The following is a 16984-nucleotide window of genomic DNA, read 5'->3' as shown; positions in this document are numbered from 1 at the left end:
ACCTTTGAGGCCTAAGCTACTTCGCTTTGAGACGGCTCAGAGCGAAGTAACTTAGGCCTCGAAGGTGATCGGGCCGGGCGGACGGCCCGGCCAGCGGTCAGGCGTCTGTGGACTGGGCCTTCAGGGCACGGGTCGTGCCTGCCAGGGCCTCGACGATCAGCCGGCGCAGGGCCGGGGCGGCGTCCGCGTTCGTGTCCAGCCAGGTCTTCGTCGCGTCCCGCAGCTCCGCCGACGCCAGCGGTGCCGGGTAGAAGCCCTCGATGACCTCCTCGGCGATGTGGTACGTCCGCTCGTTCCACACCTTCAGCAGGGCGTCCAGGTACGGCTGCACGACGTCGGCCAGCGCGGCCGGGTCGTTCACGTGCACGAACCCGAGGCCCGTGTTCCGGATGATCGCGTTCGGCACGTCGGCGTCCACCACGGACGCCAGCGCGGCCAGCTTGCCCTCGACCGTCGGCTTGGCGGCCCGGGTTCGAGCGGCGGACTGGCGGCCCGTCGCGGTGTCGTCGGCGGCGAGCGTCGCATCGATCTCCTCGTCGCCGGCGGCGCCGTTGAGCACGAGGCCCTCCAGCAGCTCCCACCGCAGGTCGGTGTCGATCTCGAGCCCGTCGAGCGTGACCGAGCCGTCCAGCAGCCCGGACAGCGTCTCCACGTGCGCCGGCGTCGACGCGACGTGCGCGAAGAACTTCACGAGCTGGAACTGCGTGTCCGAGCCGGCGGCGGCGTCGCCCACGAGCGTCCAGAGCGTGTCGCCCACCTCGGCGAGCGTCGCCGCCCGGTCCGATGGCGCCACGTACTGCTTGGCCGCCAGCACCATCTGGTTGAGCGTGGTCCGCAGCGTGGTGGACTCGGTCTCGCGGGCGATGCCCCCGAGCACGAGGCGCACGTACTCCGACGCCGGGACCTCGCCGTCGCGCACCGAGTCCCAGACCGAGCCCCACACGAGGGAGCGGGCCAGCGGGTCGGCGATGTCGGCCAGGTGGTCCAGCGCGACGCGGAGCGACGCGGCATCGAGGCGGATCTTGGCGTAGGCGAGGTCCTCGTCGTTGAGCAGCACGAGCGCCGGACGGTCGAGCTCGACCAGCTCCTGCACGTCCGTCCTCGGCCCGTCGATGTCGACCTCGACGAAGTGGGTACGCACGAGCTCGCCGACGTCGGACAGGCTGTAGCAGCCGATGCCGAGGCGGTGCGGGCGGATCGTCGGCCACTCGGCGGGCGCCGTCTGCTCGACGACGAACGACATGATGCGGCCGTGGCTGTCCGTCTCGATCACCGGGCGCAGGGTGTTCACGCCGGCGGTCTCCAGCCAGAGCCTCGACCAGGCCTTGAGGTCGCGGCCGCTGGTGGCCTCGAGCTCGGTGAGCAGGTCCGGCAGCTCGGTGTTGCCCCACGCGTGCTTACGGAAGTACGCCGAGACGCCCGCGACGAACGCGTCGCGCCCTACCCAGGCCACGAGCTGCTTGAGCACCGAGGCGCCCTTGGCGTAGGTGATGCCGTCGAAGTTGACCTGGACGTCCTCGAGATCTTTGATCTCGGCGACGATCGGGTGCGTGGACGGCAGCTGGTCCTGCTTGTAGGCCCACGACTTCTCCATCGCGGAGAACGTGGTCCAGGCGGCGTCCCACTCGGTGGCCTCGGCCGTGGCCAGCGTGGAGGCGTACTCAGCGAACGACTCGTTGAGCCACAGGTCGTTCCACCACTTCATGGTGACGAGGTCGCCGAACCACATGTGGGCCAGCTCGTGCAGGATCGTCACGACGCGGCGCTCGCGCACGGCGTCGGTCACCTTGGAGCGGAACACGTACGACTCCGTGAAGGTCACGCAGCCCGCGTTCTCCATGGCGCCCATGTTGTACTCGGGCACGAACAGCTGGTCGTACTTGGTGAACGGGTACGGCACGCCGAACGTGGACTCGTAGAACTCGAAGCCCTGCCGGGTCTTCTCGAAGATGTAGTCGGCGTCGAAGTGCTCCGACAGCGACTTGCGGCAGAACGCGCCGAGCGGGATTTCCCGGCCGTCCGACGACGTCAGCGACGAGCGGACCACCGCGTACGGGCCGGCCACCAGCGCGGTGATGTACGTCGAGATGCGACCGGTGGGCTCGAACGTCCAGGTGGCGACGTCGCCATCCCCGCCGGTCGAGGCCGGGACCGGCTCCGGCGTCGGCTCGTTGCTCACGACCTGCCACGCCGCGGGCGCGGTGACCGTGAACTGGAAGGTCGCCTTGAGGTCCGGCTGCTCGAAGCAGGCGAACACCCGGCGCGCGTCGGGCACCTCGAACTGCGTATAGAGGTACACCTCGCCGTCGACCGGGTCCACGAAGCGGTGCAGTCCCTCGCCGGTGTTCGTGTAGCCGCAGTCGGCGACGACGACGAGCTCGTTGTCGGCGGCCAGCCCGTCCAGGAGGATGCGGGAGTCGGCGAACACCGCCGCGGGGTCCAGCTCGCGGCCGTTCAGCACCACCGACTTCACCGACGGCGCGACCAGGTCGAGATGGGTCGAGGCGCCCTCCGTCGCGGTGAAGCGCACAGTCGTGGCGGACGCGAAAGTCTCCGGACCGGTGGTCAGGTCCAGCGCGATATCGTACGACTCGACCGCTACGACGCCAGCGCGTTCGACCGCCTCGGCGCGGGTCAGGTTCTCTCCGGGCACAGGCCCTCCACGTCTGTCTTATCGGGGGCGCCGACAGGCGCCCCGCGCGTCTGATGGGCGCGCCGTTTTCGGTTGGCTGTCGTCCGGTCTGTGAACTACCTGCGACGACTCGTCGATCATGCCACGCGGGAGTAACAGCGGGTAACGCCTTTGTGTACGATCGACCGCGGTCGCCCCGACCGACCGATTTGAACTGAGGGAGTCGTCTGATGTCCGGCACAGTGCCGCCGCCACCGCCGCCAGGCGGATGGCCCGACGAGGACCCGGGTACGCCGACCCAGGAGCAGCAGCCGCCCACCGCACCCACGCCCGCCCAGCAGGCACAGGTGCACCGCGTTTCCACGACAACCCGCAAGCCACCCGCCATCTCGCCCGCGAACCAGTTCGCGCAGGCCGTGACCCCTGCGCCCGCCGCACCGGGCGCCCCCGTCGTCCAGTCCGTCCACATCCACAACGGTGGTGGGGACCCGGGGACGCAGCAGTACTACCCCGAGCAGTACCAGCAGGGATACGGCCAGCAGCAGCCGCAGCACGGCGGTCAGTACGCGCCGCAGCAGCAGCACGGCAGCCAGTACACGCAGCAGCAGCCACAGCAGCAGCACGGTGGTCAGTACCCGCCGCAGCAGTACCCGCCGCAGGGCTACGACCAGTACGGACAACCCGTCTACGCGACGCCGCCCGGCGGGTACCCGCCCGCGCCCGAGCGCAAGAAGAAGCTGAGCCCCGGCTGGATCGCCTTCATCGTTCTGGACGTGCTGCTCGTGGTCGCGGCGATCGTGTTCGCGGTGAACCTTCTGGGTTCGTCCGAGGAGACTCCTGCGGCCGGGGAGACGCCCGTCGTCGAGCAGTCCGCGGAGCCGGAGCCCGAGGAAGGGCTGGAGACCGACGGCGGGGCCGACGTCGAGACGTTCGCCGCACCGTCGCTCAACATCACGTGCACCATCTCCGCAGACGCCGCCACGTGCGGCATCGCCAAGGTCGACCAGAAGCCGGCCCCTGACGCGTCGTGCGACGGTGCGTCCGGCTATGTGGCGAAGGTCGACCCGAGCGGCAACGTGACGCAGCCGTGCGTCGGCAAGAAGGACCAGCCCAAGCCTGCTGGTGGGAACACGGCAGTCCTGGACTACGGAGCACAGAAGAAGGCCCACGGCTTCACGTGCGCCAGCGAGCAGTCCGGCATGACGTGCGTCGCCGACGCGACCGGCGCCGGCTTCTCGATCGCCCGTGCGGGTATCGGCGCGGCCTGACCGCTCTCGTCGAGTGCTGGCTGTCTTGTCATCGCAGAGGCTCTGCGGAGACCAAGACAGCCAGCACTCAGCCAGGTCTTACTCTTCCTCGTTCATCACAGTCACCAGGGAGCGCAGGCGCGCGTTGCTGAACAAGTCCTCCAGCAGCACCACGCTCCCGGCGGAGTCGGCCAGCGGCACCTTCCAGTTCGGGTACTCGGCGTCGGTGCCGGGCTGGTTCTGCGTGCGCCGCTCCCCCACCGCATCGGTGAGGTACACGCCGACCAGCGCGGACGGCGTGTCCTTGAGGTAGCGGTGCAGGCCCTCGACGAGCTCGCGCTCGGACGGGTCGAACGTCGTCAGGCCACGGCGGGACAACGCCTCCACCAGCGACTCGCGCTCCGCACGCGCGCGCCCGCGCAGCACCGTCGCCTCCTCGGTGAGCAGCCCGAGCCGCTCGCGCAGGTCCACGTGCTCGCCCGCGAGATAGCCGGCCGTCGGCGGCAGGTCGTGGGTGGTCACGGTGGCCAGCGCCGCCCGGCGGTACGCCTCCGGCTCGACGGGCGCTCCCGCGGCGTCCCGCTCGAAGAGCAGCACCGCGGTGCCAAGGATGCCGCGCTCCTCCAGGTAGTCGCGGATCCAGGGCTCGAACGTGCCCAGGTCCTCGCCGACGACCGCGACCCCCGCCCGCTGCGCCTCCAGGCACAGGATGCCGATCAGGGCCTCGTGGTCGTAGGTCACGTACGCGCCGGCCGACGCGCGCGCCCCGCCCGGGATCCACCACAGGCGGAACAGGCCGAGCACATGGTCGATGCGCAGCGCGCCGCAGTGCCGCAGCACCGTGCGCAGCAGCTCCCGGTAGGGCGCGTAGCCCGCCTTCGCGAGCGCACGGGGGTGCCATGGCGGCTGGGTCCAGTTCTGGCCCTGCTGGTTGTACATGTCCGGCGGGGCGCCCACGGACACCCCCCGGGCCAGCACGCCGGCGTCCGCCCACGCGTCGGCGCCGTCGGGCGCCGAGCCGACGGCGAGGTCCTTCAGCAGGCCCAGCCGCATGCCTGCGTCGAGCCCCGCGCGGTGCGCGGCGCGGAGCTGGTCGTCGGCCAACCACTGGAGCCAGCAGTAGAACTGGACTCGCTCCGACAGGGCGTTGCGGAGCGTGGTCACACCGGACGAGCTCGGGTCCGCGAGCTCCGTCGGCCAGTCCCGCCCGTCCAGGTGCTCCGTGATGGCGCACCAGGTCGCGAAGTCGACCAGCCCTTTGCCCTGGGCGAGCACGAACTCGTCGAACGCCGTCTGCCGCGCCGCCGACCGCGGCGCCGTGTACACGACCTCGAGCGCCGCCTTCTTGGCCTCCCAGATGGCGTCCCGGTCGATCGGCCCGGAGTCCTCGGAGAGCTCACGGACAGGCTCGGCGGCCCACTCCACGAGCGACCGGTCCGCGGCAGAGAGGTACGCCGTCTCACGGATGTCCTCGACGCGGATGTACAGCGGAGACATGAACCGGCGCGACGTCGGCAGGTACGGGCTCGGCGTCAGCGGCAGCACCGGCTCGGTGGCGTGCAGTGGGTTGATCCCGACGAAGTCCGCACCGCCGTTGTGCGCCGTCTGCCAGGCGAGGTCGCCCAGGTCGGCCAGGTCGCCCATGCCCCACGAGTCTTTCGACCGCACCGAGTAGAGCTGGACCATGAAGCCCCAGGCCTGCTTGCGGGCGACCGTCTTGCGCAGCTCCAGCCGCCCGGGCGTGACCACGAGCGGCGTCTGCGCCGTCTGCCCGCCGGACTCGGCGTGCAGCGTGTGCCAGCCGAGCGGCAGGTCGGCTGGGACGGTGAACGTCACCCGGCCGACCTTGCGGCTGTCCACGGTGCGCGGCTCCGCGTAGACGTCGGCCCGGCGCAGCTGGACCCGTTGGCCCCGCACCGTCGCGAACGAGCCCGTCGCGGTCGCCTGCTGCGCCGTCACGCGCCACGGGGTGGCGCTCGCGGGCACGACAGGCTGGTCGGACTGCTCGAGCTCGACCCACGCGGTCACGGCCGTACCTTCCGCGACGTGCACAGGGACCTGCACCTCTGCGCCCTCCCGGAGCACGACGGTCGGGGGCAGCATCGAGCGCCAGCCGTCGTCGCGGGCCCGGTCCAGGCTCCCGGTGACGGCGGCGGGGGTCGACGCCGGTACGTCGAGCGCCTCCAGCACCGCGACGATCGTCGAGGCGCTGACCTGCTGCACGCGGCCGTCATGGTCGGTGTACTCGCACTGCACGCCGTGGGCGGTCGCCAGCTCGGCCAGCTCCGACGGCACGGTAGAGCCGTCTCCGGTGGATCCGGGCATCGGTTCGTCGGTCACAAGGAAAGATCCTGCCATCAACGGGCGCTCACCGGGCGCAACGCGGGCGTGTCCGACGAATTGGCCACGCTGGCGCCGCGATCAGCCGCAGAGCCCGTGTGGTCGGCAAGACGTCAGATCATCGGCATTCCGAGCTACCGACCATGCGACGTCCTGCCGACCACCCGCCAGTTGACCCCCGTCAGGCTTCTGCGGGGCCCTCGTCGTGCGGGAGCGTGGAGGTCGCCAGGACCACACCGGCGTCGAGCAGGGCCGCGTGGGCCGCCACGCGCAGCGACCGGGCGACGAGCCACTGCTGGGCGGGGCGCACCTGCGCGTGCAGCGTGAAGGTCAGGCCCATGCGGTCCACCGCGTCGACGCCGCGCACGGACGGCGTCTCCAGGAGGCTGTCGGCGACCTCGGGGTCGTTCTTCACCCGGTCGACGGCGCGGCCGAGGGCGGCCCGGACGACGTCGACGTCGGTACCGAGCGGGACCTGCACCGACGCCACGGCGCGGCTCCACTCCTGGGTGCTGTTGCCGGCGCGCAGGATCTCGCCGTTGCGGACGTACCAGAGGGTGCCGTCGAACGCGCGCACCTGGGTGAGGCGCAGGCCCATCGCCTCGACGGTGCCGACCACGCCGCCGTCGAGGTCGACGATGTCGCCCACGCCGAACTGGTCCTCGATGAGCAGGAAGATGCCGGAGAGGAAGTCCTTGACCAGGCTCTGCGCGCCGAAACCGATGGCGACGCCCGCCACACCGGCGCCGGCCAGCAGCGGCGCGATGTCGAACGTGAGGGTCTGCAGGACGGACAGCACGATGACCGTGCCGACCACGATGTTGACCGACGAGTTCAGCACCGAGCCGACGGTCCGTGCGCGCTGGGCGCGCCGTTCGGCGGCCCGCGGGTTGGCGGCGTTCAGGGCGTCGGCAAAGGCCTGCGGCGACATCAGCATGTTCTTGCGACGTCGCTTCTCGCCCGCACCGGGTACGGGCGCACCACCCGTCGTGGTGCCAACGGGGTCGGCCGTACGCTCGACCGTCCGGGGCTTCTGGCCCAGGGCGATGCGCTCGGTGAGGGAGGTGATGACGCGCCGCAGGACATAGATCGCGACCATGCCGATCACGATCGTCAGGATCACCCGCAGGGGGATACCCAGGAACCAGGACCAGAAACCTTCGGCGCTGTCGAAGACGGAGGCAGCAAGAGACTCGAACACGGTGGCAAACCTACTCGGGTCCGGGAGCCGGATCGGACATCTCAAGGCAGGTACGACGGACTCCTGCGCGACCTTCACACGGCTTTCGCCGCACACGCAGGTACGGCCGCAGGATCGTGAGGCCGGTCACGGGCCCGGGAGCTCCCGGGCCCGCGCGGTCATGCCGCCGAGCTCACCGTCAGACTCTGAGCGTCTCGAGCTCCGCGGCGAGGTTGTCCGCCTCTGGCCCGACGATCACCTGGACCACCCGGCCGGACCGGACCACGCCGAACGCGCCGGACGACTTCAGCCCCGGCTCGTCCACGAGGGACGGATCGCTCACCTCGACTCGGAGCCGAGTGATGCACGGCTCCAGCTCGACGACGTTCGAGGTCCCTCCGAGTGCCGCAAGGATCTGGTCAGCCTTGGTCATGTCTCAACTCCCACCGTGCGTCGCTGCAGGTCTACGACCAGCCTAGCGGTCCCCGCAAGCGTTTCGCCCACGGTGCTGTCGATTCGGTCACATGAGACTCCGTTTCACGGGACCGACATCGTGCTGTCACCGTCGGGTGGCAGGATGACGAGCGTGACACAGGAATCCTTCTTCGACGCCGTCGGAGGCCACGACACGTTCGTCCGTCTCGTCGACGCCTTCTACGACGGCGTGGCCGACGACCCGGTGCTGCGCCCCATGTATCCCGAGGAGGACCTGGGGCCCGCGAAGGAGCGCTTCACGATGTTCCTCGAACAGTACTGGGGCGGTCCGAACACCTACTCGGCGCAGCGCGGGCACCCGCGCCTGCGCATGCGCCACGTGCCGTTCAAGGTCAACCCCGAGGCGCGGGACCGCTGGCTCGCCCACATGCGGACCGCCGTCGACTCCCTCGACCTCGCGCCGATCCACGAGTCGCAGCTGTGGGACTACCTGGAGCGCGCCGCCTTCAGCATGATCAACACGTTCGAAGACTGACCAGGAACGACGAGGAGACGCCCGCTCGTGGACGCCACCACCCCTGACCCGATCTCCGGCACCCCGTCGGACAGCCAGCCCGACGCGCTCGACCGCCTGCTGCAGGTGCTCGACCTGCGGCACCTCGAGGGCTGGGGCCCGCGCGGCGAGGAGGACGTGCTGCGCGGAGACAGCATGCCCGGCCCGGCCAACCGCGCCTACGGCGGGCAGGTGCTCGCCCAGGCGATCCTGGCCGCGGACCGCACCGTGCCCGACGGCCGCCTGATCCACTCGCTGCACGGGTACTTCCTGCGCGAGGGACGGGTCGAGGAGCCCATCGACTTCGCGGTCGAGCGGCTGCGCGACGGACGTTCGTTCAGTGCGCGGCGTACCCACGCGATCCAGTTCGGCAAGCCGATCCTGTCGATGATCGCGTCCTTCCAGGAGGACCAGCCCGGCTACGAGCACATGATGCCGATGCCCGACGGCGTCCCCGCGCCCGACGAGGTGGGCTCCGCCTTCGACGAGCTAGCCACCCTGCCCGAGGGAGTCGCGGTCCGGGCCCAGTTCTGGACGGACTCGGCGTTCGAGCTGCGGCACGTGGGCGGCTCGCTCTACCTGAACCCGGACACGGCGGTGGCCGACGGCGGTGTGCCGCCCGCCACCCAGATGGTCTGGATGCGCACCCGCCGCCCGCTGGAGGTCAAGGAGCAGGCCATGCACCGCGCCCTGCTGGCCTTCGCGTGCGACCAGCTCATGCTCGAGCCCGCCCTGCGCGCCGCCGGGAAGTCGTGGCAGGACGTCGGTGCTTCGGTACCCATGGCGAGCCTCGACCATGGCATGTGGTGGCACCGCGACGTCCGGGTGGACGAGTGGATGCTGTTCGTGCAGACCTCGCCGACGGCGCAGGGCGGCCGGGCACTGGGGACGGCGAAGGTCTACACGCAGGACGGCGCGCTGGTGGCCTCCGCCGGCCAGGAGGGCATGATCCGGCTGTCGGCGTAGCGGGCATCTGGTGATCGTCCAAGCCATCACCGAACGCGACGGCCGCGTCCTGATCGAGCCGGGTGCCGAGCTCCGCCTCGCCTCCCCACAGACCCTGTGGCCTGCACTGCAGGTCGCGCTTCCCCCGCTCGACGTCCTGCGCGCGCCCGCGAACGCCGTCGGACACGAAACAACGCCGGGTGACACCGACCGATCCGACTCCCCGGCCGGCACAGACATCGACGACGGCGCCCCCTGGCCCGGTACGACACTCGACGACGCCGACGCCGTGCTCCAGATCGTCGTCGAGGCGTGGCCTGCCCCGGGCCGCCTGGCAAGCTTCTGGTCCCGCCTGTGGGCCGTCGACGGAGACACCCTGTTCGACGTCGAGCGCCGCGCCGACACGCTCACCCGAACCCCACGCCCTGCCGGATCCGTCGCGGCGGAGCTTCAGTGGGCGCTGGCGGGCGCACTGAGCGTCAACCTCGCATACCGCGATCAGCCCCGCTGACGACGAGGTCCACCCGAAGCCGACCACGGGGCCCCGCCGTCACGCCCCCAGCTCAGCCAGCCGGTCGCGCGCGGCACTGATCGCCTCGCGCGTGGCCGCCACGTGCTCCGGCGCCGCGCCTGCCTCCACCCGGAGCTCCAGAGCGCGCTCGAACAGGGCGAGGGCCTCGCCGAGATAGGGCCGCGCCTGGTCCGCATGGACCTCGAGCGCCTGGTCGTAGCGGCACTTGCCCCAGTGCTGCAGTGCGCAGTACTCGAGCCTGTGCGCGTGCTCGATGCTCGCGGCATGCTCCCCGTAGTAGTGCGCCGCCTCCAGGGCCAGGCCGAACAGCAGGTCCGCCTCCGGGAAGCGGTGCCGCCACTGCAGCACGTGGGCCAACCGTAGCAGTGACGGGACCGACCCGAGGGGTACGTCGGAGGCGTTCGAGTGCGCTGCCGCCGCGTCGTCGCCCGGGCCTCCGTTCAGCCGGACGGCGAGCCAGCCGAGACGCTCGGCCTCGGCCAGCGCGCTGTCGGGATCGTCCGCCTCCGGGGCGAGCCAGCGCGTGAGCGGTACCAGTACGGCAAGGACGTCCGGTGTGTCGCGGTCCGGGCGTCCCGCCAGCTCGGTGCGGTACGCCTGGGCGACCGGGACGTCGTCCAGCACCTCGTGCAGCGTCACCGGGTCGAAATGGTGCCTGGGCAGATCCAACTGTTCCTCCGTGGCGAAAACCAAGAGGGATGAATCTACCAATTCGGGCAGGCTGAGGACCACTCAGCCCGGCCTGCCATCGCGGCAGAACGGCGGGTACTTCACGTGGAGGAAAATAGGCACCATGACACGCCTCCACGTCCCCGTCACGCTGCGCTGGTCCGACCTCGACGCGTACGCGCACGTCAACAACGTCGCGATGTTCCGCCTGCTGGAGGACGCCCGGATCACCGCCTTCTGGCTGCACCCCGAGGCGCCAGAGGGCGAGGCCTGGCCGACGGCGGTGGTCCCCACCGGGCCCGACGCCGACTCGCACACCCTCGTGGCCGGCCAGCGCATCGAGTACCTGCGGCCGCTGCTGTTCACGCGCACGCCGGTGCGCGTCGAGATGTGGCTCGGCCGGATCGGTGGTGCGAGCGCCGAGGTCTGCTACGAGGTGCACGACGGCACCGCGGGCATGGCGAAGACCGGTCCGACGTCGGGCGGCAAGCCCTACGCCCGCGCCACCACGACTCTCGTGTTCGTCGACGCCGCCACGAACCAGCCCCGGAGGCTCACCGAGGGCGAGCGGCTGGCCTGGAAGGAGTTCGAGGAACCCCCGGTCACATTCCGCCACCGCGGCTGACCCACCAGGCTTTGTTGTGAGCGCAACGAAGGGTTGGGTCAGCTCGCGGCGATCGTCGCCGCCGCCCGGCAGCTCGCTAGCTGGGACAGCTCCTCCGACACCGGCGTGCGCACCAGCCCGTCGGCGACCGCGCCGACCGACTGCTTGAGCCGGCGTCGGGCGCCGTGTGCCCGACGCCGGGCGCCCAGCGCGCCGAACACCCGGCAGACCAGCGCGAGCAGCAGGCCGAGCGCGAGGCCGCCCAGCACCATGAGGGTGGGCCACGGGATCCGGAACGGGTCGACGCCGAGGCCGTCGCCCGAGCCGGACTCCGGCGTCCCTGGGAACACGAGGCCGTCGTCGCCCGACCAGGTCGGCAGCGTCACCACGGGGGTCGGCAGCGGCGGGAGCTGGAGGTACGCGAAGCCGAACAGCACCAGCAGCCACAGCAGGCCCGCCACCACCACGGTGACCAGGGCCCACTGCACGACGTTGACGAGCGACCACCACACGGGCCGGCGGGACGCCTCGACGCGGGTCGTGGCGACTGCCTGGTCGAGCGCGTCGGGCAGCTGGTCGATGCCCGCCTGGCCGCGCGAGCGCGCGGCCAGGACCCATGGGTCCGCGACGCCCCTGGTCACCTCCTCGACGTAGCGCCGAACGGCCGACGCCGCGGCGGACCGCACCGCAGGCCGCGCCGTCGGCAGCGACGTGCGCATCAGGTCCTCGCGGCCCGACGGCGCCCGGTGCTCCCGGTCCGTCGAGCGCAGCCCCAGCCGGCGCAGCGGGTCCTTGCGCAACCGCCCGACCCAGCGGGTCAGCGGCCAGCCGGTCGCCGCGCGCGCGTCACGACGGGCGGAGGCGCGCACGGCGTCGACCACCGTCGGCACTCCCGCCGCTGCCTCGAGGGCCGCAACCAGGTCACCCCGGGCCTGGCCCCCCAGGCGGGACGACGGCGGTGTGCCGCACTCGTCCATGATCTGCTGCGCCACGGCCCGCTCGTCCGCGGCGAGCCGGGCCGTGGCGGCCTCCCGCTTGGCCGCCGCCTTCGCCAGCAGGCCCCTCAGGTCGTCCATGCCCTGGCCCGTCCTTGCGGACACCGCGAGGACCCGCGCCCCGCGCAGCCCGTCCTCGGCCACCAGCCGTTCGAGGTCGGCGAGCATCGCCGACGTCTCGTCCGGCGTGAGGCGGTCGACCTGGTTGAGCGCGACGACCACCACCTCCGCGCGACCCGCCAGGGGGCGCAGAAACCCCTCGTGGAGGGCGGCGTCCGCGTACTTCTGCGGGTCGACCACCCAGACCAGCAGGTCGGCGCGCCGCACCAGGCGCTCCGCGCGCATGCGGTGCTCGGTCACTATCGAGTCGTGGTCGGGCAGGTCCAGCAGCACCAGCCCGGTCGCGTCCCCGGCCGGTGTCCGACGACGGAACGGCCCGGTCTCGGCAGACACGGGCTCCACACCGACCTGGTGCCGTCGGCTGACCTCCAGCCAGTCCAGGAGCGGGTCCGCGCCCTCGCCCCAGACGGCGGCCATCGGGTGCGACGTCGTCGGGCGCCGCACGCCCGGCTGCGCGACAGCGACGCCCGCCACCGCGTTCAGGACCGACGACTTGCCCGAGCCCGTCGCGCCCGCCAGTGCGACCACCGTGTGCTCGGCGGACAGCCCGCCGCGCTCGCGCGCCCGGTTCACGACGGCACGCGCCTCCCCCAGGAGGGCGGGCTCGATCCGGCCCTCCGCGGCCTCGACAGCCGTGGCGAGGGCCGTGGTCCGGTCGCCCAGGTCGAGCCGGCTCACCGGTCGCCCTCCCCGAACAGCCGCTTCCAGAAGCCCTTCCTGGCCGGCTCCTCCGCCAGGTCGGTGCCACCCTTCGCCAGGACCTCGCCCGCAGGCCGGGCGTGCACGCCGCGCAGCCCGCCGCTCGCGGTGCTGTCCTCGGCACCCGCTCCGGCGGCGGGGGCCGCCTCAGCGGCGCGCAGGCGTACGCGGCGCTCCGCCGAGGCGGCCGAGGCGACGGCACCGGCCGCGACGCGCAGACGCTCCCCGCCCGCCTCCGCGGAGCCGAGCGCGTCCAGCTGCGCCGTGTACCGCGCCGCCTGCCCGTCCATGACCGCCTGGATGCGGGCGCGCAGCCGGTCGCGCGCCTGCGCGGCGAGCCGACGTACGGCGTCCTCGCCGAACACTGCCTCCAGCACCCGCTGGGCCAGCACCGCCGATCCGCCCGCGATGCCGACCTCGACACCGGTCAGCCCGCCCGTCGAGGCGAACACGAAGACCATCAGCGCGACGCCGAGCCCGTTCACACCCAGCGACAGCGCCCGTGCCGTACCGCGCTTGGCCGAGCCCTGCTCACGCACGAGCTCCAGGACGTCGCCCTGCCAGCCGCGGATCTGACCGGTCACCTCCGAGCGCAGTGCCGCGGGCGTGCGGAGGAGCTCCAGGCCCTCCAGGAGCGCCGCGCCGGCGGCGTCCCCCCGCCACCCCTGGTAGGACCGCTCGGCGGCGTCCTCTGCGGCGTCCAGCACCACCGACTCCAGGCCGTGGGCGATAGCCTGCTCGACCTGAGGCGCCGCCTTGGGCGTGCCCCGGAAGAACCCGGCCACCGCGTCCCGGAACCGGCCGATGCCCTCCTCGACGGCTCGGAAGAACTCGCCGGTGCCCACGAAGTCCTGCCAGCGGGCGAGCACCTCGCCCCGCAGGAGCGCTCCGTCCGACGTCGCCGCCGTCACCTGCGCCACCGCGTCCGCGTAGGCGCGGTCCACGACGTGGCGCAGCCGGACGTCGGCGGCCTGCTGCTCGTCGGCGGCGTCGGCCAGGGTGCCCGCCCGCACGACCAGGGAGTCCACCACACCGTCGCGGGTAGCAGCGATGACGCGGCCGCGGGCCTCGGCGTCGCCACCCAGCCCGGTGAGCCAGCGCGACACGTCCGACACGCCCTCCTCCGGCAGCATCCCGTCGACCAGCTCGGCCTCGGGGATGACGAACAGCGGGCTGTCCGCCAGGCCGTGCTCCACCATCATGTCCCGCAGGTCGTCGGCGGTGGCCTCCGCCCCCGGGTCCACGCGGTCCAGCACCATCGCCACCTGCGCCTTGCGTCCGGCGGCCTGCAGCAGCAGGTCCCATGGCACCGCGTCGGCGTACCGGGCCGACGTCGTGATGAACAGCCACAGGTCCGCCGCCCCGAGCAGCTGCGCCGCGAGCTCACGGTTGGCCGTGTCGACCGAGTCGATGTCGGGTGCGTCCAGCAGCGCCAGGCCCTTCGGCAGCGAGTCGCTGGGCACGAGGCGCAGGTTGCGGCTCGGCTCGGCCGGCGTTCCGCCGCCCTGCCCGCCCGCCTGCCCGCCCGCTTGCCCGCCCGCCTGCGCGGCGGCGCTCCCCGTGCCCGACGCCGTCACGCGCGCCAGCCCCGGCAGCACCCGGTCCGTGGAGAACCAGCGCGCGTCCAGCGGGTGGTGCACCAGCACCGGCGCCTTCGTGGTGGGCCGCAGCACACCCGGCTGCGTGACCCGCTCCCCCAGCACCGAGTTGACGAGCGTCGACTTGCCCGCGCCCGTCGACCCACCGACCACCACGAGCAGCGGCGCCTTCTGCGCGCGCAACCGGGGCAGCAGGTAGTCGTCGAGCTGGTCGGTGGCTCGGCGCAGGTCGGTGCGCGCCGCCTCCGCCCCCGATGTCTCCAACGGCAGCCGCAGCGCGCCGAGCCGGGCGCGCAGCACCTCCAGCGCACCGGTCAGGCCGGACCCGTCGCCGGGCTCGGCCGTCGGCTCGGGGCCGGCCGCCGGGTCCGGTGCGCCAGGGGCAGCGGAGTCGTCGGGCTGATCGGTCATGCCGCACAGTCTGCCGCAGAGACCCTGGTCAGGCGCGGTCGTGCGGCAAAGAGATCAACCGCCGAGGCGGGCACGCAGCCACTCGAGCGCCGCGCGCGCCACTTCGCGCTGTACGGCGCGGCCGTGCGGCAGACCGGGTTGGGGCGGCCGCATCGACTCGAGCACGAGCGCTCCAGCGGTGACGGTCACGGCGCAGGTGAGCGCCTCGGGGTCGACGTCGGGCAGCGGGTGGCGGTCCATGACCACCTCAGGGGGCGGGGCGCCGTCGACCCGCAGGTGCGGCAGCAGCAGCACGACGTCGAGGAAGGACGCGCCGTGGGACGGCATGAACCAGTCGACCGCGTGGGCGCTGGTCGCGTCCCAGCCGTGGTCGGTGATCATGATCGACTCACGCCGCAGCGCGCCGTGCACCAGGCTGGTGCCGGACATCGCCTCGGCCGCACCGGTGGCGATCTCTGCGAGGTGCTCGACCTTGTCGAGCAGCCATGGCGTGAAGACCGACAGACCGGGCGGCCGCATGGCCGCGATGGTGGCCCAGGCGTTGGCGTCGATCAGCTCGAGCGCGTCAGGCAGGCCCGCCGGCGCCTCGCTGGTGCCGATCTGGATGGCGAGCTCGACGGCCGCGGCGAGGTCTGCCTCGTCCCAGGGGTCGTGCGGCGGGCGGATGGGGTCGTTGCGGTACCCGAGGACCACCCAGCGTCCGGCCCCGGGCAGCACCTCGTCGACGAACCACTCGCGCGGGAGGATCGGGATGTCGTCGGGCAGCGCGGCCACGGAGACCGCCTCGGCGGCCATCCGGTCCTGCGTCAGCGGAGCCTCCGGACCCACCGCGCGCACGATCGACCGGCCCGACGCCGTCTGCAGCACCTCCAGGGTGCCCGACTCCTCGGTCCCGCTCATCGGAGCGGAACCGATCACGCGTCCCCCCATGGTCTCGCTCACGCGGGACCGGACAGAGGGAGGGAGATCAGACCACGCCGGCCGCCGGACAGCACTCATGGCCGGAGTTTGCCCAACGGAAGTTCACCCTGCAAACCACAGTCAGTGGTGGCGACTGCGGCGGGTCAGAAACCCAGCCGGGTCTGCAGCCAGGACACCGCGGTCCGGGCCAGCCGGTGCTGGTACGAGCGCAGCTCGGGCAGGTCGAAGGACGGCGGGTCCATCGAGGCTTTCACGTAGTGCCCCGCGAGCACCGCTATCCAGCAGGTCACGGCGTCCGGTTCCGTCCCGGCCGGCAGCCCGTACCTGCGCAGCGTGGCCTCGGGCGGCGGGCCGCCGTTGGTCCGCACGTGCATCAGCATCGAGACCAGGTCGAGGTACGGAGCACCGACGCTGCCCCGGACCCAGTCGGTGATCAGCGGCCTCTCGCCCGGCACCGCGGGCAGCAGGACGTTCTGCACCCGCAGCGTCCCGTGCTGCAGGCTCTTGCCGGCTATCGCCTCCGGGGCGTGCGCCGCGATCTCCGCGAGGCCTTCCAGCCGGCCGGCCAGCCACGGCGAGTGCTGCGCGAGCCCTGCGGGCCGCTTCTCGGCGAGGATCGCCCACGAGTTCGAGGGAAACGCGCTCTCCTCGGGGACGAACATCGGGTCGTCGGGCGCCTCGACCTCCCCGATCGCCCGCACCACCTGGACCAGCGTGGCGACGTCGTCCTCTGGCCAGGTGAGGTCGATCGGCCGCACCTCGTCGCGCATCGAGTAGCCGACCGCCACCCAGGTGCCGAGGTTCGGCAGGACCTCGTCGATCGACCACAGCAGCTCCGGGTGAGGCACGGCGGCCGGCAGCAGCGGCGAGAGCGTGATCTCCTGCCGGAGCGACTTCAGCGGGCCGGGCTGCTCCGTGCCGAGCGCTTTGATGAACGCGTTGCCCCTCGACGTCTGCACCTGGAACAGCGCGCCAGGGAGCACCCCGGAGTCGCCCGGCTGTCCGGCGGCGAGCACGCTGGCTCCGAGCAGGCTGGTGATGCGGGCGCGCAGCGGGGGCGGAAGGTCACGCCACCCGGGTCGTAGGGCAGGGCTCACTGCGGC

Annotated in this window: 14 protein-coding genes; 5 read left to right on the top strand and 9 right to left on the bottom strand. The window is 72.3% G+C overall.

The genetic code is table 11. From position 1 onward, the window contains the following. Nucleotides 1-97: 97 nt before the first annotated feature. A complete protein-coding gene (gene pepN / locus APR04_RS11175; protein WP_253870191.1) occupies nt 98-2653 on the bottom strand; it encodes an aminopeptidase N in 2556 nt (851 codons plus the stop codon). A 209-nt stretch (nt 2654-2862) separates the two neighbouring features. Between pepN and APR04_RS11170 the strand changes: the two genes are divergently transcribed. Next, nucleotides 2863-3900, top strand: a complete 1038-nt coding sequence (locus tag APR04_RS11170) for a flagellar basal body-associated FliL family protein (RefSeq protein ID WP_253870188.1) — start codon at nt 2863-2865, stop codon at nt 3898-3900. Nucleotides 3901-3978: 78 nt separating this feature from the next. Here APR04_RS11170 and malQ read toward each other — a convergent pair whose 3' ends face one another. The 3 genes from malQ to APR04_RS11155 form a co-directional block, all read right to left on the bottom strand. Continuing rightward, nucleotides 3979-6204, bottom strand: coding sequence for a 4-alpha-glucanotransferase (malQ, locus tag APR04_RS11165; protein ID WP_253870500.1), 2226 nt, complete (start codon nt 6202-6204; stop codon nt 3979-3981). Between the two features lie 196 nt (nt 6205-6400). Continuing rightward, nucleotides 6401-7420, bottom strand: a complete 1020-nt coding sequence (locus tag APR04_RS11160; RefSeq protein WP_253870186.1) for a mechanosensitive ion channel family protein — start codon at nt 7418-7420, stop codon at nt 6401-6403. A 178-nt stretch (nt 7421-7598) separates the two neighbouring features. Further along, the gene (locus tag APR04_RS11155) at nt 7599-7832 is read right to left on the bottom strand and encodes a PTS sugar transporter subunit IIB (RefSeq protein ID WP_253870184.1); all 234 of its coding nucleotides are present in this window, start codon (nt 7830-7832) and stop codon (nt 7599-7601) included. A 153-nt stretch (nt 7833-7985) separates the two neighbouring features. Between APR04_RS11155 and APR04_RS11150 the strand changes: the two genes are divergently transcribed. Genes APR04_RS11150 through APR04_RS11140 form a run of 3 tightly spaced genes read left to right on the top strand, consistent with a single transcriptional unit; the run spans nt 7986 to nt 9843 of the window. Further along, nucleotides 7986-8369 (top strand): globin, encoded by a 384-nt coding sequence (locus APR04_RS11150; RefSeq protein ID WP_253870181.1) that lies wholly within the window; start codon nt 7986-7988, stop codon nt 8367-8369. Nucleotides 8370-8396: 27 nt separating this feature from the next. Then, on the top strand, nt 8397-9353 hold the full coding sequence (locus APR04_RS11145) for an acyl-CoA thioesterase (RefSeq protein WP_253870179.1): 957 nt from the start codon (nt 8397-8399) through the stop codon (nt 9351-9353). Between the two features lie 10 nt (nt 9354-9363). Beyond that, a complete protein-coding gene (locus tag APR04_RS11140; protein WP_253870177.1) occupies nt 9364-9843 on the top strand; it encodes a hypothetical protein in 480 nt (159 codons plus the stop codon). Between the two features lie 39 nt (nt 9844-9882). On the opposite strand, the gene APR04_RS11135 is transcribed toward APR04_RS11140, so the two are convergent. Further along, nucleotides 9883-10533 (bottom strand): hypothetical protein, encoded by a 651-nt coding sequence (locus tag APR04_RS11135; protein WP_253870175.1) that lies wholly within the window; start codon nt 10531-10533, stop codon nt 9883-9885. Between the two features lie 124 nt (nt 10534-10657). Here APR04_RS11135 and APR04_RS11130 point away from each other — a divergent pair, with 124 nt between their 5' ends. Beyond that, nucleotides 10658-11158 carry an acyl-CoA thioesterase gene (locus APR04_RS11130; RefSeq protein WP_253870173.1) on the top strand — a complete coding sequence of 167 codons (501 nt, stop codon included), beginning with the start codon at nt 10658-10660 and terminating at the stop codon, nt 11156-11158. A gap of 38 nt (nt 11159-11196) precedes the next feature. Here APR04_RS11130 and APR04_RS11125 read toward each other — a convergent pair whose 3' ends face one another. The 4 genes from APR04_RS11125 to APR04_RS11110 form a co-directional block, all read right to left on the bottom strand. Further along, nucleotides 11197-12930: a GTPase gene (locus APR04_RS11125; protein WP_253870171.1), complete on the bottom strand. Its 1734-nt coding sequence runs from the start codon at nt 12928-12930 to the stop codon at nt 11197-11199. After that, nucleotides 12927-14960: a dynamin family protein gene (locus APR04_RS11120; RefSeq protein WP_253870169.1), complete on the bottom strand. Its 2034-nt coding sequence runs from the start codon at nt 14958-14960 to the stop codon at nt 12927-12929. Before APR04_RS11120 ends, APR04_RS11125 begins: the two co-directional genes overlap by 4 nt. Before the next feature lie 54 nt (nt 14961-15014). Next, nucleotides 15015-15860 (bottom strand): hypothetical protein, encoded by an 846-nt coding sequence (locus APR04_RS11115; RefSeq protein ID WP_253870166.1) that lies wholly within the window; start codon nt 15858-15860, stop codon nt 15015-15017. 164 nt (nt 15861-16024) lie between these two features. Then, complete coding sequence (locus APR04_RS11110; RefSeq protein ID WP_253870163.1) at nt 16025-16978, bottom strand: phosphotransferase; 954 nt, start codon at nt 16976-16978, stop codon at nt 16025-16027. Nucleotides 16979-16984: the final 6 nt, after the last annotated feature.

The sequence above is a fragment of the Promicromonospora umidemergens genome (assembly GCF_024171995.1).
Lineage (GTDB): Bacteria > Actinomycetota > Actinomycetes > Actinomycetales > Cellulomonadaceae > Promicromonospora > Promicromonospora umidemergens.
Note: the sequence above shows the minus strand (reverse complement) of the source record. Positions and strands in the feature narration are given on the sequence as shown.